Annotated in this window: 21 protein-coding genes; 10 read left to right on the forward strand and 11 right to left on the reverse strand. The window is 45.3% G+C overall.

Features of this window, described 5'->3' with window-relative positions:
• Positions 1–58: 58 nt before the first annotated feature.
• The 4 genes from accD to AC2UZJ_RS01940 form a co-directional block, all read right to left on the reverse strand.
• Positions 59–934, reverse strand: a complete 876-nt coding sequence (accD, locus tag AC2UZJ_RS01925; protein ID WP_486948428.1) for an acetyl-CoA carboxylase, carboxyltransferase subunit beta — start codon at positions 932–934, stop codon at positions 59–61.
• Between the two features lie 25 nt (positions 935–959).
• On the reverse strand, positions 960–1781 hold the full coding sequence (trpA, locus tag AC2UZJ_RS01930) for a tryptophan synthase subunit alpha (protein WP_486948429.1): 822 nt from the start codon (positions 1779–1781) through the stop codon (positions 960–962).
• 24 nt (positions 1782–1805) lie between these two features.
• The gene (gene trpB / locus AC2UZJ_RS01935) at positions 1806–3005 is read right to left on the reverse strand and encodes a tryptophan synthase subunit beta (RefSeq protein WP_486948430.1); all 1200 of its coding nucleotides are present in this window, start codon (positions 3003–3005) and stop codon (positions 1806–1808) included.
• 72 nt (positions 3006–3077) lie between these two features.
• The gene (locus tag AC2UZJ_RS01940; RefSeq protein WP_486948431.1) at positions 3078–5297 is read right to left on the reverse strand and encodes a RelA/SpoT family protein; all 2220 of its coding nucleotides are present in this window, start codon (positions 5295–5297) and stop codon (positions 3078–3080) included.
• A 7-nt stretch (positions 5298–5304) separates the two neighbouring features.
• Here AC2UZJ_RS01940 and AC2UZJ_RS01945 point away from each other — a divergent pair, with 7 nt between their 5' ends.
• Positions 5305–5829: a flavodoxin family protein gene (locus AC2UZJ_RS01945; RefSeq protein WP_486948432.1), complete on the forward strand. Its 525-nt coding sequence runs from the start codon at positions 5305–5307 to the stop codon at positions 5827–5829.
• On the opposite strand, the gene pncB is transcribed toward AC2UZJ_RS01945, so the two are convergent.
• A complete protein-coding gene (gene pncB / locus AC2UZJ_RS01950) occupies positions 5815–6990 on the reverse strand; it encodes a nicotinate phosphoribosyltransferase (RefSeq protein ID WP_486948433.1) in 1176 nt (391 codons plus the stop codon). The two genes, AC2UZJ_RS01945 and pncB, sit on opposite strands and share 15 nt — an antisense overlap.
• A 153-nt stretch (positions 6991–7143) precedes the next feature.
• Here pncB and fdxA point away from each other — a divergent pair, with 153 nt between their 5' ends.
• The 5 genes from fdxA to AC2UZJ_RS01975 all read left to right on the forward strand — a co-directional run bounded on the left by fdxA (position 7144) and on the right by AC2UZJ_RS01975 (position 10736).
• Positions 7144–7467, forward strand: a complete 324-nt coding sequence (gene fdxA / locus AC2UZJ_RS01955) for a ferredoxin FdxA (protein WP_486948434.1) — start codon at positions 7144–7146, stop codon at positions 7465–7467.
• A gap of 26 nt (positions 7468–7493) precedes the next feature.
• Entirely contained in the window at positions 7494–8714 is a 1221-nt protein-coding gene (locus AC2UZJ_RS01960) for a polyhydroxyalkanoate depolymerase (protein ID WP_486948435.1), read from the forward strand.
• The gene (locus AC2UZJ_RS01965) at positions 8707–9324 is read left to right on the forward strand and encodes an RnfABCDGE type electron transport complex subunit B (RefSeq protein WP_486948436.1); all 618 of its coding nucleotides are present in this window, start codon (positions 8707–8709) and stop codon (positions 9322–9324) included. Before AC2UZJ_RS01960 ends, AC2UZJ_RS01965 begins: the two co-directional genes overlap by 8 nt.
• Positions 9325–9344: 20 nt before the next feature.
• A complete protein-coding gene (gene nth / locus AC2UZJ_RS01970) occupies positions 9345–9983 on the forward strand; it encodes an endonuclease III (protein ID WP_486948437.1) in 639 nt (212 codons plus the stop codon).
• 66 nt (positions 9984–10049) lie between these two features.
• Positions 10050–10736, forward strand: coding sequence for an ATP-binding cassette domain-containing protein (locus AC2UZJ_RS01975; RefSeq protein WP_486948438.1), 687 nt, complete (start codon positions 10050–10052; stop codon positions 10734–10736).
• Position 10737: 1 nt separating this feature from the next.
• Here AC2UZJ_RS01975 and AC2UZJ_RS01980 read toward each other — a convergent pair whose 3' ends face one another.
• The 4 genes from AC2UZJ_RS01980 to AC2UZJ_RS01995 form a co-directional block, all read right to left on the reverse strand.
• Positions 10738–11493, reverse strand: coding sequence for an ABC transporter ATP-binding protein (locus tag AC2UZJ_RS01980; protein WP_486948439.1), 756 nt, complete (start codon positions 11491–11493; stop codon positions 10738–10740).
• Complete coding sequence (locus tag AC2UZJ_RS01985) at positions 11490–13331, reverse strand: branched-chain amino acid ABC transporter ATP-binding protein/permease (protein ID WP_486948440.1); 1842 nt, start codon at positions 13329–13331, stop codon at positions 11490–11492. The genes AC2UZJ_RS01980 and AC2UZJ_RS01985 overlap by 4 nt, the downstream gene beginning before the upstream one ends.
• A 3-nt stretch (positions 13332–13334) precedes the next feature.
• Entirely contained in the window at positions 13335–14372 is a 1038-nt protein-coding gene (locus tag AC2UZJ_RS01990; protein ID WP_486948441.1) for a branched-chain amino acid ABC transporter permease, read from the reverse strand.
• Between the two features lie 86 nt (positions 14373–14458).
• Entirely contained in the window at positions 14459–15628 is a 1170-nt protein-coding gene (locus tag AC2UZJ_RS01995; RefSeq protein WP_486948442.1) for an ABC transporter substrate-binding protein, read from the reverse strand.
• Between the two features lie 155 nt (positions 15629–15783).
• On the opposite strand from AC2UZJ_RS01995, the gene msrB reads away from it, so the two are divergent.
• From msrB to AC2UZJ_RS02015, 4 genes are read left to right on the forward strand one after another with little or no spacing between them, the layout of a single operon-like run.
• Entirely contained in the window at positions 15784–16179 is a 396-nt protein-coding gene (gene msrB, locus AC2UZJ_RS02000) for a peptide-methionine (R)-S-oxide reductase MsrB (protein WP_486948443.1), read from the forward strand.
• A complete protein-coding gene (locus AC2UZJ_RS02005; RefSeq protein WP_486948444.1) occupies positions 16180–16743 on the forward strand; it encodes a septation protein A in 564 nt (187 codons plus the stop codon).
• 7 nt (positions 16744–16750) lie between these two features.
• Complete coding sequence (locus AC2UZJ_RS02010) at positions 16751–17011, forward strand: BolA family protein (RefSeq protein WP_486948445.1); 261 nt, start codon at positions 16751–16753, stop codon at positions 17009–17011.
• Between the two features lie 16 nt (positions 17012–17027).
• On the forward strand, positions 17028–17804 hold the full coding sequence (locus AC2UZJ_RS02015) for a peptidylprolyl isomerase (protein WP_486948446.1): 777 nt from the start codon (positions 17028–17030) through the stop codon (positions 17802–17804).
• Between the two features lie 10 nt (positions 17805–17814).
• On the opposite strand, the gene ligA is transcribed toward AC2UZJ_RS02015, so the two are convergent.
• Both ligA and AC2UZJ_RS02025 read right to left on the reverse strand, forming a co-directional pair.
• Positions 17815–19854: an NAD-dependent DNA ligase LigA gene (ligA, locus tag AC2UZJ_RS02020; protein ID WP_486948447.1), complete on the reverse strand. Its 2040-nt coding sequence runs from the start codon at positions 19852–19854 to the stop codon at positions 17815–17817.
• A complete protein-coding gene (locus tag AC2UZJ_RS02025; protein WP_486948448.1) occupies positions 19851–20876 on the reverse strand; it encodes a cell division protein ZipA C-terminal FtsZ-binding domain-containing protein in 1026 nt (341 codons plus the stop codon). Before AC2UZJ_RS02025 ends, ligA begins: the two co-directional genes overlap by 4 nt.
• Positions 20877–20897 lie beyond the last annotated feature (21 nt).

A 20897-nucleotide genomic window follows, 5' to 3' on the forward strand; every position in this document is an offset into this window, starting at 1 on the left:
GCAAAAAAGGCCAGTTCCTAATTGAACTGGCCTTTTTTGTATCAACCTAAATCTATATCTACCTAGCCTGAACCGCCTCAGCCGGCTGACGCATAAGCAATGCCATAATAGAGGCCATCTCTTTACGCATCTCACGCCTATCTATCACAATATCAATGGCGCCTTTTTCTTGTAGAAACTCAGCCCGCTGAAAACCTTCTGGCAATTTTTCACGTACCGTTTGCTCAATCACCCGTGGACCAGCAAAACCAATTAAAGCATTAGGTTCAGCGATGACCACATCGCCCATAAAAGCAAAACTCGCAGACACCCCACCCATAGTTGGATCTGTGAGCACACTGATAAAAGGCAAGCCGGCTTCAGAGAGCTGAACCAACATGGCGTTAGTTTTAGCCATCTGCATTAAAGAAAACAAACTTTCTTGCATACGTGCCCCGCCCGAAGCGGCTACACATACAAAAGCAGAACGAGTACGAATGGCCTCTTTAACACCACGTACAAAACGCTCACCCACCACCGAGCCCATTGAGCCGCCCATAAACTCAAACTCAAAACAAGCAACAACTGCAGGTATAGAAAGAATGGTACCGCTCATCACCACCATAGCCTCAGACTCACCAGTAGTGCGCGCTGCTTGAGTTAAGCGCTCGGTATAACGTTTAGTATCACGGAATTTAAGTGAATCCACAGGACGTGTTAGCTCGCCTATTTCTTCTCGGTGATCTGCATCAAGTAAAGCCTCTATACGAGCTCGCGCATCAATGCGTAAATGATGACTGCATTTAGGGCAGACGTTTAATGTGGTCTGTAAATCTTCCTTGTAGAGAACTGACTCACACGAAGGGCATTTCACCCACAAGCCTTCGGGCACCCGTTTACTACTTTCGTGGTTGCGGTTAATTCGAGGAGGCAGTAATTTTTGGATCCAACTCATGAGGACAATCCTGTTTGTAAATGAATTAAGCGATTAATGCTTGATGAACGGTTTGCAGCCAATCAGCCGCCGCCTGTATAGCGAGTTGGTCATCAGCGTGCTCATTAAAGTTTTGTTCCATGGTTTCAATAAGCTTACTGCCAATAACCACCGCATCAGCATGCTCAGCAATTTTTTGAGCACTGTGGGCGTCACGAATACCAAAGCCCACTCCTACTGGAATGGTAACGTGTTGACGAATACGCGCTAACTGCTTAGCCACATCCGCCACATCTAAGGAGGCTGCGCCAGTAACGCCTTTTAAAGACACATAATAAACATAACCACGAGCAATGTCAGCAATCGCCTTTATACGGCCTTCGGTAGACGTGGGGGCTAAGAGGAAAATAGGATCAATTTGATGCGCTAATAACTGTTGTACGTACTCAGAATTCTCCTCTGGCGGATAATCTACAGTCAGCACACCATCTACACCCGCTTCCGAAGCTGCTTTAGCGAACACCTCTTGACCCATCGATTCAATAGGGTTGGCATATCCCATAAGGACCACAGGCGTTTCAGTATCTGTTTGACGAAACGTAGCCACTAAATCTAATACCATGCGTAAAGACATGCCCCTAGCAATGGCACGCTCAGCAGCGCGTTGAATCACTGCGCCATCAGCCATTGGGTCTGAAAAAGGCACGCCCAGTTCAATCACATCGGCGCCCGCTTTAACTAAAGCGTGCATAAGCGGCACTGTAGCGGTTAAAGAAGGATCACCCGTGGTAATGTAAGGGATTAACGCAGCACGCCCTGCTAAGCGCTCAAACACTGCCTTTAGGCGTGGATTTGGAGCTGTAGACATAATAAAAATCTCAACTTATAAAAATTAAAGGCTAATACCGCTGTACTCAGCCACGGTATGCATGTCTTTGTCACCCCTACCTGACAAATTAACCAAGATAATTTTATCTTTATCTAAGGTGGGCGCTAATTTTACCGCCTGAGCGATGGCATGCGCGGACTCCAAGGCAGGCATAATACCTTCAATACGACAACAGTCATGGAAAGCTTGTAACGCTTCTTTGTCTTCAATAACCTCGTAGCGAGCACGCTCAGAATCTTTTAACCACGCGTGCTCTGGTCCCACACCTGGGTAATCTAGACCTGCAGAAATAGAATGTGCCTCTTGAATTTGCCCCGCCTCATTTTGTAAAATATAGGTGCGATTACCATGTAACACTCCCACTTTACCCGCGCTCAATGAGGCCGAATGCTTCAAGCTCGTTAACCCCTCGCCCCCAGCTTCCACACCAATTAACTGCACATTAGGCTGATCCAGATAGGGATGAAAAATCCCCATGGCATTCGAACCACCCCCCACTGAAGCTAAAATATAATCTGGCTGATGCCCCGTTTCAGCAGGCATTTGCTCTAAGCACTCTTTACCAATAACGGACTGAAAGTCACGCACCATCTGCGGATACGGGTGAGGACCTGCCACCGTTCCAATAATATAAAAAGTATTTTCAATATTTGTCACCCAATCACGCATTGCCTCATTTAAGGCGTCTTTTAGCGTACGAGAACCGGAATCAACTGGTATAACTTCAGCCCCTAATAACTTCATGCGATATACATTCGAGGCTTGACGTCTTACATCCTCACTCCCCATATAAACCACACACTGCAGCCCATAACGCGCCGCCACAGTAGCCGTAGCCACTCCATGCTGGCCAGCCCCCGTCTCAGCAATAATACGCTGCTTACCCATGCGCTTAGCCAATAAAATTTGACCAATACAATTATTAATTTTGTGAGCACCAGTGTGATTTAAGTCTTCGCGTTTGAGCCAAATTTGCGCACCACCCAGTTTCTCTGACCAGCGTTTGGCATGATAAAGGGGGGAAGGACGACCTACGAAGTGCTTTAAATCATAATGAAACTCTCGCAAAAACTCAGGGTCATTTTGGTATTTTTTATAAGCTTCAGCAAGCTCATCTAAGGCATGTACTAACGTTTCGGCCACAAAAGAGCCTCCAAAACGGCCAAAATTTCCTAGGGAGTCGGGGTAATTATAGGTTTTCAAGGCATTACTCTCAGTATCTGATTCAGGATAATTGGGTGAAAAATATATTCTAACAGTCTAGATATGCATCGGCTACCCATGGCGCCTAGCTTGTACCCCGGATATTTCTTCAAGGGCACTAATTATACGAGATATTTGCTCGCCATCTTTTACCTCTACTGTAAATAATAGTTGCGTCAGGGTGCGGCGGCTTTGCGTACTCACGCCCACCACGTTAACCCGCAAGCGCGCAAACACCTCAGAAATATCACGTAACAAATTGGCTCTTTCTGGACCTGTTACAGACAAATCAATAGGATAAAGGGCATCTGTTGTTTGCCCCCAATCCACTTCAATCGCACGTTCTGGCTGCTTGGCTATTAAGTTTGCATAGGATTTACAATCACTGCGGTGGATAGAAACACCACGCCCTTTGGTCACGTAGCCAGAAATAGCATCTGGCGGCGCTGGTCTACAGCAGCGGGCTAATTGTGTCATGAGGGAGTCTACCCCCACCACTAACACCCCACTACGACCCGTGCGCGTTACATTGGCACGGTTTGCATCAAACACCTTGGTAGTGTGTTCGGTAGAGCTACTAGTCGCCTCAGACGTCTTAAACGCATTTTCTATTTGCCGTAAACTAAATTCGTCTTTGGCCACCGCTACAAATAAATCATCGGCCTGCGCAAAACCTAGCTTTTGCGCTAATTGCTCTAAATTGATAGCGGTACGCCCTAAGCGCTGCAATTCTTTTTCTACTAAGGCTTGGCCTTGACCAATACGCTGCTGCAACTCAACGGCATTAAACCAAGCACGTACCTTAGCTCGTGAACGAGGACTGGCTAAAAACCCTAACTGCGGATTCAACCAATCCCTAGATGGGCCGCCTGACTTTGCCGCAATAATCTCTACGGTTTGTCCCGTTTTCAGTTTGGTTAATAAAGGCACCATTTGGCCGTCTACTTTAGCTCCCCTACAACGATGGCCTAAATCCGTGTGTAAGTAATAGGCAAAGTCCACTGGTGTGGCTCCATAGGGCAGTTCAATCACTCGCGCTTGTGGGGTTAATACATAAATATGCTCAGGGGTTGCGGCTATGGCTTTATTTGAGTGCTGATCCGTGGAGTGATCCCAAGCCAATAACTGACGCATCCACGCCATTTTTTGCTCTTCAGCAGACACAGCCACCTGCCCGCCTTTAGCCCCCGCTTCTTTATAATGCCAGTGGGCTGCCATACCAAACTCAGCATAATGGTGCATTTCTGCTGTACGTATCTGCACTTCAAAAGTGCGGCCCTCTTCATCCATCACTACCGTATGTAATGATCTATAGCCATTAGGTTTAGGGCGGGAGATATAATCATCAAACTCATTACTAATAGGGGTCCACATAGCATGTATTAATGCCAAAGTGCTATAGCAACTACGTTCGTCATCTACAATAATGCGCAAGGCGCGAATATCAAACAGCTGATCAAAACGCAGGTTTTTATTACGCATTTTATTATAAATGCTATAGATGTGCTTAGGGCGACCATTAATATCGGCCGCTATATCCATCTCTTGTAAAGCTTGCTTTAAGGTGGCCACCACCTTATCTATATATGCCTCACGTTCAGTCCGTTTCTCTTCCAGCTTTTTTGCAATCTCTTTATAGGTATCCGGCTTTAGAAATCGAAAAGCCAAATCCTCCATTTCCCATTTAAGCTGCCAAATACCTAAACGATTTGCTAAAGGAGTGTATAGCTCCATGGTCTCTTGAGCAAACTCCACTGGACAAGGTGTTTTACTGGAGGCAAACCATCGCAAAGACTGTAAACGCGAAGCTAAGCGTATTAACACAATACGTAAATCTACCGCCATGGCCAGTAGCATTTTGCGTTTCATTTCTTTTTGATCTGTGCCGGTAGCGGCTTGATCATGAGACTGAGCCGCCAGTATGCTGATACGATAAAGCGCTTGGGCCCCCCCAACCATAGTGGCCACTTGATCCCCAAACTCTTTTTTTAAAAACTCATGCTTAACCTGATCTTTTTTGGTCAATATAGCAAGTAAAGCACTGATACGCGTGGGCGCATCCACGTTTAGTGCTTGCAGAATTTCTACTACCGCTGCACTATGAGTATCTAAGGGCTCTCCTGTGGGAGCATATAAGCCTTTAATAAGCGGCTCTACATAATGCGTGGCAACGTGTAACTTTTGCTGCAGCGCAGGCGTCAAATCCGCCCCTACCTTTTCTAGCCATTGTGGCGTAAAAGGCGTTTGAGTGGTAATCGCAGACTGAGGCTGAGCAGGAATAAAACTAGACATAACCAATATGCACCATTATTTAGCAACTTTACTTATTGTATGGCATTCTCGCACCTGTGCGAGTAAGCAACTTGCCCAGGCAGCTGCCCTCCGAGCACAAGAAGTCTTGGAAGAGCTTGAATGCACAGAACAAATTCAAATTCTGTGCTTGGCGGCTGATGACGTTCAAAGCAAGCAGATTTTAGAGGCTGACGCCTATTTGTTTTGTGCTCCTGAAAACCTGGGCACCTTAAGCGGTGAAATGAAAGCCTTTTTCGATAGAAATTACTATGCGGTTTTAGAGCAAATTAATGGCAGAGCTTACGGCCTGATTATTAGCGCTGGCTCTGATGGCCAAGGAGCTGCACGCCAAGCAGAGCGTATTTGCACCGGCTGGCGTCTGCAGGCAGTCGCTCCTACCATTATAGTAAATACGGCTGCTCAAACCACCGAAGAAATATTAGCGATTAAAACCATCAGTGCCACCCAAGCGGCACCTGCAGCAGAGCTGGGCGCACTCTTAGTGGCACAATTAGCTCTAGGCTTGGGGTAGATCAAACACCTGACGCAAATAAGTTAAATAGGCTTCGTCATCACACATAGTTTTACCCGGTGTATCTGATACTTTGGCTACGGGCTGCCCATTGCACCGCACCATTTTCATCACTATTTGTATAGGGGTGGGCCCTAGATCATTAGTGAGATTAGTGCCAATACCAAAAGACACCTGACAACGCCCCTGAAAATGCTTATAGAGTTCAATGGCCTTAGGGATAGTAAGCCCATCAGAAAAAATTAATGTTTTGGTGCGTGGGTCTACGCGGTTTTGTTGATAGTGCGCTAGTAAACGCTCTCCCCACACAAATGGATCACCAGAATCATGACGCGCTCCATCAAATAACTTGCAGAAATACATATCAAAATCCGCTAAAAACGCCTCAAGACCATAAACATCAGACAGCGCAATACCTAAATCCCCCCTATACTCTTTAGCCCACACTTCAAAGGCATAGGTTTGAGAATCTCGTAAACGTGGACCTAATGCCTGGCAAGCTTGTAAGTATTCATGTGCCATGGTGCCTAATGGTAGTAAATCGTGTTTTTTCGCCATCCACACATTGCTGCTACCAGCAAAATGCTTGCCCATGTTTTTTTTCATAAGACTGACTACTTCATCGTGCCAACGCTTAGAAAAACGTCTGCGCGTACCGTACTCAGCCACCTTGAAATCCTTAATTTGAGAGTCAGCGGTAATGAGTTGTATTTTATTTTGAAGACGCTTGCGGCCCTCATTCCAATCGGGCTCAGGCTGCGTATTACGAAAATACACCTCATTGATAATGGCAAGCACTGGTATTTCAAATAAAATAGTGTGTAGCCACGGCCCTTCAACCTCTATGCTGAGCTCACCTGGTTTTTCACCGTACTCTACCCGTATACAACGTTCTGGCAAATGAAACAAACCTAAAAAATCCACAAAGTCACTTTTAATAAAGCGCAACTGACGTAAGTAGTTGAGCTCATCTTCTTTAAAACGTAGCTGACATAACGCTTTAATCTCGGCCCGTATTTCATCTATGTACGGGTGTAGATCGACGTTAGGCGTACGGCACTGATACCTATACTGCACTTGGGCAGCAGGAAAATGGTGCAATACCACCTGCATCATAGAAAACTTATATAAGTCGGTATCAAGTAAAGAAGTAATAATCATTGTTTTCCAAGCCTAAACGAATGCGCACAACCTGTGCGTTAAGTGTGTATTAACGATTATAAGATGGTCAATTTCGCACCATGAGTTAAAATAACCCTATTTCCCATATATTTACTATCGTTTCATTGCATTAAAGCATGTTGGAGCCACATAATGACTCATGTCGTCACAGAAAACTGTATTAAATGTAAATTTACCGATTGCGTAGACGTCTGCCCTGTAGATTGTTTTCGTGAGGGTCCTAATTTTTTAGTAATCGATCCCGATGAATGTATTGATTGTGCCGTTTGTATACCAGAGTGCCCAGCTAATGCTATTTTTACGGAAGAGGACGTTCCGGAAGATCAAATGCATTTTATTGAGCTAAATGCTGAGCTTTCCCCCATTTTTGGCATGATCAATCGCTCTAAAGAACCCCTACCTGATGCTGATGATTGGAATGGTGTTGCAGATAAGCTGCAGTACCTAGAACGTTAAAATACATATTATTATAAGGGGCTATTATGCTGTATGACTTACACGAGCTACAACGTTCATTTTTAACACCGTTGGCTGCTTTTTCTGGCTCAAATGCACAGCTGCTTACACACCCTTACAGCCCATGGGCTTACACGCCCGTCTCCAAACAGTTGGCTGCAGGCTATGAGCTGTTGCATCGTTTGGGCAAAGATTATGAAAAACCCGCCTGGGAGATTGATGCTATTACTATAGACGGGCAAACCGTTGCGGTCACAGACCAAATAACACATCAGTTTCCTTTCTGTAATTTAGTTCACTTTAAGCGCGATGGTAGAATTGAGCAGGGGCCTAAAGTATTAATTGTGGCTCCCCTTTCAGGGCATCACGCTACCTTATTGCGTGATACGGTTCGCACTATGCTGGTAGACCATGATGTTTATATTACTGACTGGATTGATGCGCGCATGGTGCCCTTATCTGCAGGGCCTTTTCACCTTAACGATTACGTGCGTTATGTAGAACGGTTTCTTGAGTTTTTAGATGATGATGTACACGTTATAGCGGTCTGTCAGCCTACTGTACCGGTATTGGCTGCCGTCGCTTTAATGTCGGCAAGTAACAACCCCCATGTGCCCAAAAGCTTAACGCTAATGGGTGGGCCTGTTGATACGCGGGAATCCCCTACTGACGTGAATAGCTTAGCTACCACTAAACCGTTTAGTTGGTTTGAAAATAACCTTATCCACCGTGTACCGGCTCGTTACCCAGGAGCTGGCCGCCGCGTCTACCCAGGCTTTCTACAGCATGTTGGCTTTATAGCCATGAATCCAGACCGTCATATGGCCTCGCATTACGATTTCTACCAGCATTTAATTAAAGGACAAGACGATGATGCCGAATCACATCGCCGTTTTTATGACGAATACAATGCCGTTTTGGATATGTCCGCTGAGTTTTACTTAGATACCATTAAAACGGTGTTCCAAGAGCACGCCTTACCTCAAGGTACGTGGGAGATTGATGGTGAACGTGTTGATCCTAGCGCTATTAAAAATACAGCCTTGCTTACTATAGAAGGAGAATTTGATGATATCTCCGGTAAAGATCAAACCCATGCGGCACAACATCTCTGTGAAAACATACCCACTGCTAAAAAGAAAGCCTATACGGCTATGGGCAGTGGTCATTACGGTATTTTCTCTGGTCGCCGTTGGCGCAACCATACTTACCCCTTAGTGAAAGACTTTATTAAAAACAATGCCTAGCCTTACTCAGCGTATTGATGCGCTGCTGCCTCAAACGCAATGTACTCGCTGTGGCTATGATGCCTGCCTGCCCTACGCTGAAGCTATCGCCTTAAACAACGAAGCCATCAACCGTTGCCCCCCCGGGGGTGACGCAGGCATCGCGGCCTTAGCTAAACTAACCGGGCAAGCTATACAGGCGTTAGACCCGGATTGCGGTACCTACACCCAAACCACTGTGGCCCTGATTGATGAGGAGCATTGCATAGGTTGCACTTTATGCATTCAAGCCTGTCCGGTGGATGCTATTGTGGGGGCGAACAAACTTATGCATACGGTGCTTAGCAATCGTTGTACGGGCTGTGATTTATGCGTAGCCCCTTGTCCAGTGGATTGCATTCAAATGGTACCTATAGATCGCGAGTGGACTTCCAACCTCGCCGATCAAGCACGTCTGCACTATGAGCAGCGCACGCAACGTTTAGCCCAAAAACACGGTGAATCCACCGGTGTGGCAGCCCGTGTTTTAGCTAATAAACCCAAAGTCAGCACGGAAGCAAACTCGGAGGCGCACCGTAAAGCCACCTTGGCTGATGTGCTGAGTAAAGCACGCGCTCGTCGCTCATCATAAATTAATGAATTAATGATTTAATGAATAAAGCCATACGTACTGAAATTTTCACGCGTCTGCGAGCCGCCAATCCCAAGCCCACTACGGAGCTTGAATACGACAGCACCTTTCAGCTACTCATTGCTGTGATTCTTTCCGCTCAAGCCACTGACGTATCGGTAAATATTGCTACCCGGCGCTTTTTCCCCACTCATGGCACACCGCAAGGTATTTTAGATCTTGGCCTAGAGCAGCTTACCGAATGCATTAAAAGTATAGGTCTGTATAAAACCAAAGCCCGTAATGTGATTCGCACCTGTGAATTACTACTTAGTGAGTTTAACGGTGAGGTGCCGGATAACCGCACTGACTTAGAATCGTTGCCAGGAGTAGGTCGTAAAACCGCCAACGTGGTACTCAATACCGCGTTTGGCCAATATGCCATGGCGGTAGATACCCATATTTTTCGCGTCTCAAACCGCACCGGCATCGCTAAAGGTAAAACCGTACGCGAAGTGGAAGATCGCTTAATGCGTTTAGTACCTAAAGAGTTTTTACTTGATGCCCACCATTGGTTAATTTTGCATGGACGCTATATTTGTGTGGCTAGGACACCAAAATGCCCACAATGCGGTATTTCTGACCTTTGCGAATACAAAGATAAGACCAAACCCCTATAGCCGTTTTTCATACTGCACCGCATAATAACTAAAACAATAATGATGTTTACCTCAAACGGGGGCAGTATGAGTAAAACGGCACTAGAAATTAAACACTTGCACGCCTGGCAAAACCAAACTCCTATTATTCAAGACTTAAATCTCAGTGCTAAACAAGGCGAAATGATTGCTTTAGTTTCCAACTGCAAAACCACTCAACTTTCTTTACTGGATAGTCTATTAGGTATTAATTCAAACCGTAAAGGTTCTATACGTATCCATGAAACGGAAGCCATACATTTAGCTCCTGGCAGTGTGCCTGAGCTAGGTATGGCCTTATGTTCAAAAGAGGCTTGCTTAGATGTGGAGCTTAACTGCGAAGAAAATCTGCTAATGCCATTAAACGGCAACAACCTGGGTGGAGGTTTACCGCTTACTGAAATATATCAACTGTTTCCTACATTAGCGCCCTATAAAGATACCCCTTCCACAAATCTCAGCCCGGGAGCTCAACAGCTACTTGCTTTAGCCCGTGTATTGCGTAGTGGAGCAGACATCATCGTACTCCACGATCTCTACGAAGATTTATATCCCGTTATGCGTCAGGCTACTCTTGCTCTGTTTAACTCTCTGAAGCAGCGTGGCTATACTATTATTTTAAATGAATCAAATAAACCTTTTGCAGCCAGTTTGGCAGATAAACTGTACTGTATAAAAAATGCTAAGGCGCAGTTATATAACCTGCCACCACACCTTAAGCACAACATCAACTAAGCTAAACACTTTGCTCTTTGTGGCCTAAACCTAAATAGCTTTCTATGACACGAGAATTATCACTGAGATCAGAGGCAGGTCCTTCAAGAATAATCTCTCCTGTTTCTAGTACATAGCCATAATCAGCCACTTGTAAAGCGGCACGTGCATTTTGCTCTACTAACAAAATGGACACACCACTGCGGCGTAAGCGTGCAATAACTAAAAATATTTCTCGCACTATGCGTGGCGCCAAGCCTAAACTTGGCTCATCTAACATCAACAGCTTCGGCTTAGACATCAGCGCTCGGCCGAGGGCGAGCATTTGTCTTTCCCCACCTGAAAGTGTGCCGGCTTGCTGTTGTCTACGTTCTTTGAGGCGTGGAAAAAGTGTATACACCTCATCTAAGGTATTACGCCAACCACTTACCCGTTGTCTATAAAGCCTAAACCCACCCAAAAGTAAATTATCTTCTATAGACATACTGGCAAACAATTCTCGGCTTTCAGGCACTAGACATAAGCCCGCGCCTACGCGACGCTCTGTTTCCCAACCAGAAAGCACATGGCCATCATAAATCACCTCGCCTTCGCTACGCCCCGTTAAAGGTAAATTTGCCATAATGGCATTCAGCATGGTGGATTTACCAGCGCCATTACCTCCAATTACCGTTACAATACTGCCCGGCTTCACCACTATATTTGCGTTATTTAAGGCGGTCACTTTGCCGTACTGTGCCCGCAACTGCTTAACTTCTAATAAAGGGTTGGCTGTCATGATGCCTCCTGAATAGGATGAATGCCCGCTAACTCATCGGCATCAAAATCGTCATCAATACCACCTAAATAAGCCTGTAAAACAGCTGGATCTTGCTGCACTAGCTCAGGTTTGCCCTCGGCTAATTTCGTGCCAAAATCCATTACCACCAGATGATCCGTGAGATTCATCACAAAATCCATATCATGCTCTACTAATAAAATACTCATGCCTTCGGCACAAAGTTGGCGTAACACCTGAGCTAGTTCTTGTTTTTCCTGATAGCGTAGGCCAGCCGCCGGCTCATCAAGTAATAACAACACCGGATCTGCTGCGAGTGCCCTCGCAATTTCTAAGATTCGCTGCTGCCCTAAAGCTAAATTACCTGCCTCTTCATATAAATAATCATCTAAACCCACCCGCTTTAATTGAAGCGCCGCTTCATGGAGCAGTTGGGCTTCACTTGTTCGCTCAGCGTGTAGTGCCGCAGCAACCACTCCTACTTGACGACGTAAATGGGCGCCTAGAGCAACGTTTTCTAATACACTCATAGTAGGTATAAGCTGCACATGCTGAAAAGTCCGCCCTATACCTAGGCTAGCAATATCTCTAGCCTGCAATTTATCTATACGTTTGCCCTGAAAATGCACATCGCCGCGGGTTAAGGGCAATACGCCTGTAATCAAATTAAAAGTGGTGGACTTTCCTGCACCATTAGGCCCAATTAGACCCATAATCTCACCAGCATGCAGCTTAAAACTCATGTCATTTACTGCTACCAAGCCCCCAAACTCTTTACGGGCTTTATCTAGCTCCAATACCAAAGAGCCTTTTTCTGGACGACTACGCTTAGTAAGGGGCGCTGCTTGCGCGGGAGCTACTGCAGCTTGAGTCTGTTCTTTTTTCCCCCCTGTAATAGTATGCCAAGCGCGGGCTAATAAAGGCCAAATACCATTACCGGCATATTGCAAAATGAAGATCATCAATATACCGAAAACAATGAGTTCAAAGTTTGCGGTGGTATCAAATAATTTGGGGAGTATATTTTGCAACTGATCTTTAAGAGTAAGAATAATGGCAGAACCCAGTACCGCCCCCCACACACTGCCTGCACCCCCTACTACGGCCATAAACAAATACTCAATGCTGTAGTTCAATCCAAATGGGCTAGGGCTTACAGCACGCTGTAAATGCGCATATAACCAACCTGACACACAGGCCAAAAGGGCTGCATAGACAAAAATAATAACTTTATAGCGCGCCATATTAACGCCAAAAGACTCAGCCATACCGCTACCATGTTTCAGCGCTCTAATGGCGCGTCCTGGTCTAGAGTGCAGTAAATTATAGGTAAGCCACAAACCTGCCAGCACAAAGATCCAAACCAAATAATACATGTTTCTGCCAGTACCTAAGGAGATACCAAAGAAAGACAAAGGATCTATGCCTGAAATACCGTCGTGCTGCCCTAAAAAATTTAAATTACCAAATAAATAAAATAAAGAAAGGGACCACGCGATGGTACCTAAAGGCAAGTAGTGCCCCGACAGGCGTAAGGTAATAACACCTAATACCGCAGCAAATAGAAAAGTTAAAGCCAAAGCCACAAACAAGGTCAACCAAGGTGACATACCCAAGCGGGTAGTGAGATAAGCAGTCGTATAAGCGCCTATACCCACAAAAGCCGCCTGGCCGAAAGAGGTGAGCCCCCCTACCCCTGTAAGCAGCACTAAGCCCAACACCACTAAGCTGCTGAGCCCTATATAATTAAGCTGGGTAATCCAAAACTCAGGAACCATAGCTAGTTGCGGTAATAAGGCCAGTACGCCCACCACAAAAATCAAAAGTAAGCGATTCATTACCTAATCCTCATCATCTACAACATGCGTACCAAAGGAGCGCCAGAGTAATACCGGTATAATTAATGTGAATACAATAACCTCTTTATAAGCACTGGCCCAAAAAGAAGAAAAAGCTTCTATGATGCCCACAAAAATAGCGCCAGCTGCGGTCAAGGGATAACTGGCTAAGCCCCCTACAATAGCGGCTACAAACCCTTTTAAACCAATAATAAAACCGGTGTCATAGTAAATAGTAGTTACCGGAGCAATTAACATACCCGATAAGGCACCTATAGCTGCAGCTAAGGTGAAAGTAATACGACCAGACATCAACGTACTAATGCCCACCAAGCGTGCACCACGCCGATTTACGGCAGTAGCGCGTAGAGCTCGACCATAGAGAGTCGCGCCAAAAAATAACCATAAAGCACTAATCAGCACTACCGCAGCACTCAATACAAATAACGTTTGTGCTGACCAAGACTCACCAAATAGTTCAACTTGCCCACTCATGAAGGCAGGTGTACGCCAGCCTTCAGCACCAAAAAACACCAAGCCTAAACCGGTTAACGCAAAATGCACTGCCACCGAGGTGATTAAAAGCACTAACACGCTCGCCTCAGCCACGCGCTGATAGACCAATCTATAAAGCAAAGGGCCTAAAGGCACCACTACCGCCATAGAAAACAAAACACTGAGCCATAATGGAGTATCTTTACCTTGTACAAAAGGCAGCAACAGATACAAAGCAGAAGGCAATATTAATGCCCACACTACGGCATGTAATAACCCTTTATACGTTTTATTCCGTATCGCATTTACGCTTTCTAATAAAAAAACCAAGATGCCGGCAATTAACAATAAATACACCGTACCTGGCACTCTATCATTGACTAAAAAAGCCAATGTTAAGGCGCCAAAGGTAACGAACTCACCTTGTGGAATAAAAATAACACGCGTTACAGTAAAAACTAGCACTAGGGCTAAGCCTAACAAAGCATAAATAGCTCCATTAAGTAAGCCATCCTGCAATAGAATCAGAACTATTGTTGAATCCATGTTGGATGCACCATGAATATATAAATAAATAAAGTCACCGCTTACTCAACAACTATAAGCAGTGACTCACCAAAAATAAATAAAAATTAAAGATCAGGCTGATAAACCCACTTACCATCTACCACTTTAACCATGACGCGTGCACGCTCATCCATGCCAGAATGATCATCAGGAGTCATATTGAAGACGCCCTGAGAGGCCACTAAATCAGTGGTGGACTCAATAGCATCACGCATGGCTGCTCTAAATTCAGCCGTCCCCGGTTTAGCACCTGTTTCTAAAGCGCGTGGAATGGCATCTTGCACTAATAAAGCCGCATCCCACATATGGCCACCAAAGGTGTTGGTAGTGCCTTCACCGTATTCTGCATCATAAAGCTGCCTGTACTCTAAGGCTGTGGCTTTAACCGTGTTGTCATCCGGCAGCTGATCAGCTACTAACAACGGCCCCGTTGGTAAAATCATGCCTTCACAGTCTTGACCACAAACACGCAATACATCGCTATTGGCCGCACCATGAGTTTGATAAATAATTCCCTCATAACCACGCTTTTTAATTTCACCTTGAGGCAAAGCAGCAGGAGTACCAGCCGCGGCGATTAAAATCGCATCGGGCTTAGAGGCAATGATTTTTAAGACTTGCCCTGTTACCGAGGTGTCATTACGGGCATAGCTTTCTTTACTCAGAATTTCAATATTTTTAGTAGCCGCTGCAGCTTCCATGGCTTCTAACCAAGCATCGCCATAGGCGTCATTAAACCCAATATAACCCAGCGTTTTAACGCCCTGCTTTTCCATCGCATTTACTAAGGCTTCAGCCATTAGCTCATCATTTTGTGGGCTTTTAAAAGCCCATTCACGCGGTCCATCTACAGGTGAAATAATACGCGCATTAGCGGCTACGCTAATCATGGGAGTTTGTGTTTCACCGGCAATATCCACCATAGCAATAGAACCTGGTGTAAAAGTGGAGCCAATCACCACATCAACCTTGTCTTCACTCACTAATTTACGCATATTGCGCGCCGCGATAGTGGTGTCAGTAGCATCATCTAATACAATGTATTCAACAGTTTGCCCAGCCACTTCGTTAGGCAATAATTTTACGGTATTGCGCTCAGGAATCCCTAAAGAAGCCGCTGGCCCCGTGGATGACACGGTAATACCGACTTTAATCTGCGCCATGGCTGCCATAGGCAAAGCCAAAGCAATAGCACCGGCAAGTACGGTGCATCGTAAAGACGAGGATTGCTGCATAGTTATCTCCAAATAATTCATATATTTTTTGTGCAGGTAACGTGTACTTATCCACACAGAGCTAAATAGTAGGCGTTATTTACTATTTGCGCCAACCTTAAAGCAGGCTACACTAGGGTTTACGATGTTTTTCCACTTGAAAAGTGAGCGTATTTATGAGCAAAGTACAAAAAAGTTTAGAGCAGTGGCAAGCTAAGTTAAGCCCAGAAGCTTTTTATGTTACGCGTCAACAAGGCACAGAAAAACCTTTTAGCGGCCAATATAACAACCATTCTGAGCCTGGTGTTTATCACTGTGTTTGTTGTGATACACCTTTATTTGCCTCTGATACCAAGTTTGATGCTGGCTGTGGTTGGCCCAGTTACTTTGAGGCCTTAAATCCAGAGCATGTACGTGAAGAAGAAGATACCAGCCGTGGTATGGTACGTACTGAAATTTTATGTAATGTGTGTGATGCCCATTTAGGTCATGTATTTCCAGATGGTCCACCACCCACCGGTTTACGTTATTGTATTAATTCCGTTGCCCTGCGTTTTGAGCCTAATAAATAAATGAGAAAACTGCTTTTTGACCTCTTTCCTTTAATTTTATTTTTTATTGCCTTTAGGGTTTTTGACATATACACCGCTACCGCGGTAGCTATGGGTGCAGCCGTAGCGCAAATTCTCTGGTTAAAAGTACGCCATAAACTCATAGAAACCACCCATTGGATTAATTTGGGTGTAATTGTCATCTTTGGCTCTGCGACTTTATTTTTCCAAAATGATGCCTTCATCAAATGGAAACCGACGGTGCTGTACTGGCTGTTTGCTGCTGTTTTACTCGGCGCTTACTGGTTTACGGGCCGCAACCTCATGCAAAAATTTATGGGCGGCCAGCTCGTACTGCCTGCGCATGCCTGGACAAAACTTAACTATGGTTGGGCCACTTTTTTCATTTTATCAGGTAGTATTAATTTGTTTGTGGCTTTCTCAGGCTATTTCACCGATTCACAATGGGTGAGCTTTAAGGTTTTTGGCTCTCTAGTACTTTTAATCCTCTTTGTGGTTATTCAATCCTTATGGTTAAGTAAATATCTCAAAGACGAGCCCAACACAGATCAACAGGATTCTTAAATTCATTATGTCTAACGAAGAGCGCATAGCGCTAATTACCACACGCCTAGCACCCCTTAAACCCACTTATTTAGATGTGATTGATGAATCACACTTACATGAAGGCCATGCTGGTGCTAAAGGTGGTGCTAGTCACTTTAGGCTGATTATTGATTCTGAGCAGTTCGAAGGCTTATCTACTCTAGCCAAACATCGCTTAATTAAAGAGCCTCTCAAAGACTTAATTCCTCATCCTATTCATGCTCTGGCTATAGAGCTTATTAAATAAAACATTAAGGATTTCCATGAAGCGTTTTGCCGTACTGGCACTTAGCTGTGCCCTCGCCGCCCCCTTAGCAGCCCAAAATCTTGCTACCGTTAATGGTCAAGCTATTACCCAACAGCAATTTGATGATTTTGTGAATCTACTTGTCAAAGAAGGCGCCCAAGATACGCCTGAATTACGTGAACAAGTCAAAGATGAAATGGTCATTCGCTTAATTGCCGTCCAAGAAGCCGAAGCCGCAGGCTTAGACAAAAAAACCGAAGTAGCCCAAGAGCTAGAATTAGCACGCCAAGGCATATTAGTGCGTGCTTTACTTAACGATTACGTTGAAAAAAACCCCATCTCTGAAAAAGAGTTGAAGGCGCAATACGAGGAGCTGAAAAAGGCCGAAGCCGACCAAAAAGAATATAAAGTACGCCACATCTTGGTAGAGACCGAAGAGGAAGCCAAGAAACTCTTAGCTGACATCAAAAACAAAGCCATTAGTTTTGAAGAAGCAGCTAAATCTAAATCCATAGATCCCGGTAGCGGCGCTAAAGGTGGTGATTTAGGCTGGGCTCCTAGCGATATTTACGTAGCTGAGTTTGGCGAAGCTGTACAAAAACAGAAAAAAGGTGAGCTCAGCAGCGCTCCGGTGCAATCGGATTTTGGCTGGCATATTATCCAAGTCGATGATGTGCGTGACATTGAGTTTCCTAGCTTCGAAGAGGTCAAACCGCAAATCGAAGAAATGCAACGTAAACAACAGCTTAGTGAGTATCAGCAATCTCTCATGAGCAAAGCCAAAGTAGAGTAATTTCTTAGTATTACTTTAGTGCTTTTAGGGCGTTTTCATCTAAGATGGAAACGCCTAATTCTTGTGCTCTTAAAAGCTTAGACCCCGCTTCAGTGCCTGCCACCACATAATCCGTTTTTCTAGATACTGATCCCGTTACCTTACCGCCCGCTTGCTCTATATAAGCTTTAGCCTCGTTACGCGTCCAAGTAGGTAAAGTACCTGTAAGCACAAAGGTTTTACCGCTGATGGCTGCATTTTCTTTATCTATAGTAGTAGATGCTTGCGGTGGCAACAAAGGCTGCACCCCCACTTCAGCTAATTGGGTTAATACGTCAGTATTGTGTGGTTCCGCAAAAAAATGGGCAATAGATGCCGCTACCACGGGGCCCACATCATCAATCTGCACCAGCTCTGTTTCGGTGCTTTGCACTAGCTTTTCTAAGCTACCAAAATGCTGTGCCAGTGTCTTAGCGGTGGTTTCACCTACGTGACGTATGCCTAAGGCATAAATGAAACGATCTAAATGAGGTCTTTTTGCTGCTTGTAAGGCAGTAATCACATTAGAGGCAGATTTAGCTCCCATACGTGGATAACTGGCTAACTCCAAAGCATTAAGGGTAAAGAGATCAGCGAGATTTTTAATACGATTTTTATCTACTAATTGCTCAATAAGCTTAGTGCCTAAACCATCTACATCTAAGGCTTTACGGCTCACCGCATGCTCTAGGCTTTGCTTACGCTGCGCTGCACACACCAAACCGCCAGTACAACGCGCAATAGCCTCATCTTCAAGACGTTCTAAGGCTGAATCACAAACCGGGCAATGAGTGGGGAACACATAGGGTTGGGATTGCTCTGAGCGCAAGTCCAAGACCGGCGCAACTACCTCCGGGATAACATCACCCGCTCTACGCACAATCACGGTATCGCCTACACGCACATCTTTACGGCGAATTTCATCTTCATTGTGCAAGGTAGCATTAGTAACCGTCACCCCGCCTACAAAGACGGGCTCTAGACGCGCCACAGGAGTAATAGCTCCAGTACGGCCCACTTGCACTTCTATATCTAGTAAAATCGTGGTGGTTTCTTGGGCAGGAAATTTGTGTGCCACCGCAAAGCGGGGCGCCCGGGCCACAAAACCTAGTAAATCTTGAAAATCCAAGCGATTGACTTTGTACACCACCCCATCAATTTCATAAGGCAACTCAGTGCGCGCAGCCGCGGTTTTATCATAAAAAGCCAGCAACTCCTCTACACCGGTTAACACACAACTATGCTTATCTACCGGAAAACCAAAACCTTGTAGCCAATCTAGAAACTCTGACTGTGTGCGGTAAGGCAAGGTTGCACTCTCTACCTCTATCTCACCTGCGCCATAAGCAAAAAAACGTAAAGGGCGCTGGGCGGTAATACGTGGGTCTAACTGCCTTAAGCTCCCTGCTGCGGCATTACGTGGGTTAGCAAAGGCTTTTTCACCACGCTGTAATTGCGCTTGATTTAACTGTTCAAAATCTGCGTGATGAATTAAAACCTCACCACGCACTTCTAAAACCGCAGGCCATGTACTGCTCTCACCCTGTAAGCGCAAAGGTATGGTGTTTATAGTACGTATATTTGAGCTGATGTCTTCACCTACATAGCCATCGCCTCGTGTGACACCACGCACTAAGAGGCCATTTTCATACCGTAAACTAACCGCCAAGCCATCAAATTTATATTCAGCATTATAAGCCACCTGTTCACTATCACCCAGCACACCTTCCGCCCGTAACAACTCCGCTACACGACGATCAAAGGCCAGCAACTCTTCTTCATTAAAAGCATTGCCTAATGAGAGCATAGGTAATGCATGCGCTACCGTGTTAAAGGCGGACACCGGCGCAGCACCTACACGCTGCGTAGGAGAGTCGGCAGTGACCCACTCGGGATGCTTGGCTTCAATTTTTTGCAGCTCGCGCAATAAGGCATCGTACTGCGCATCAGCAATCAGGGGATCGTCAAGTATGTAATAACGGTGATTATGGTAGTGCAGCTGCTCTTTTAGCTGATCTAAACGCTGCTTCACGAAAACACTCGCTGAGTATGAGCGGATGAAGGATCAAAACCAGCTTGCTCTAACTGTAAATATAAATCATAAAGCTGCTGATCTATGTCTTCATCGTAATGGTCTGTAAGGGGCTGACCTTGATCATCAATGAGCTCAGCATTTAAGCGTAAGGCTAAATCTCGGCCCACACTGGCCATACGGCTAAAAGCTTGTTCATCTTTGGGGCTATTCGGCAGATCAATAAGCAAATCCAAACGCTCTATGGTGGCTGACTGTAAATTTAGTGCCGGCTTACCGTTAAAAAGCAGGGTGAATCGGGGTAAGCCTGAGCTGGCCAACCAAGCTAGATGCTTGCCATACTCCATAAAACCAGCGCTAAGCGCCACTTGCTGCACTGTACTGGTGGCGGTGGGTTCACTTAAACTTAAGCTAATGCTCACTTGTGCATCTAATCCCGCACATAAGGTATCTAACTGCTGTGCTTGAGCAATCACGTGATCTTGCTCTGGACCATCCACACTGCCATCTACTTGATTCGCTAAGCTTTCAGCCGCCATCCAAAGACGTGACCAATCAATTTCATTTAAAGGGCCATTGCGATTTGCTAATAACACCACTAATTGCATGGCGTTATAGCGCTCTTCTTCGTGAGGGTAAGCATGATGCTCACCCCCTACCGTAGATGCAAATAAACGCACAGGCTTTGTATCAACTCGCAAATAAGCACGTAAGAGCTCAATGAGCTCCTTGCCTGCTACCGGCTCGTGAAACTGTACATCTATTACTGCCTCAGTATTAGGATCGACTTCCTCAGCAGGCACTGCTGGTTCTGTTTTTTGATCCGCTAAGGTTTCAGCAATGCGTACGGTAGGCTCTCGCCTTTGCGTTTCTAGCTGCGTCATTAACGGGTCTGCCGGTGTTTCAGGAAATTTATCCTGCATTTTGTGACGAATACGACGATCTTGCCACCAGTTAAATACTACTACCAGCAAAATCAGTATTACTCCTAATGCCACTAATCCTATCTGCAAATCACTCATTATCCGATCCAACCTTTTTTA

It is taken from the genome of Paenalcaligenes sp. DL 309, from assembly GCF_057475285.1.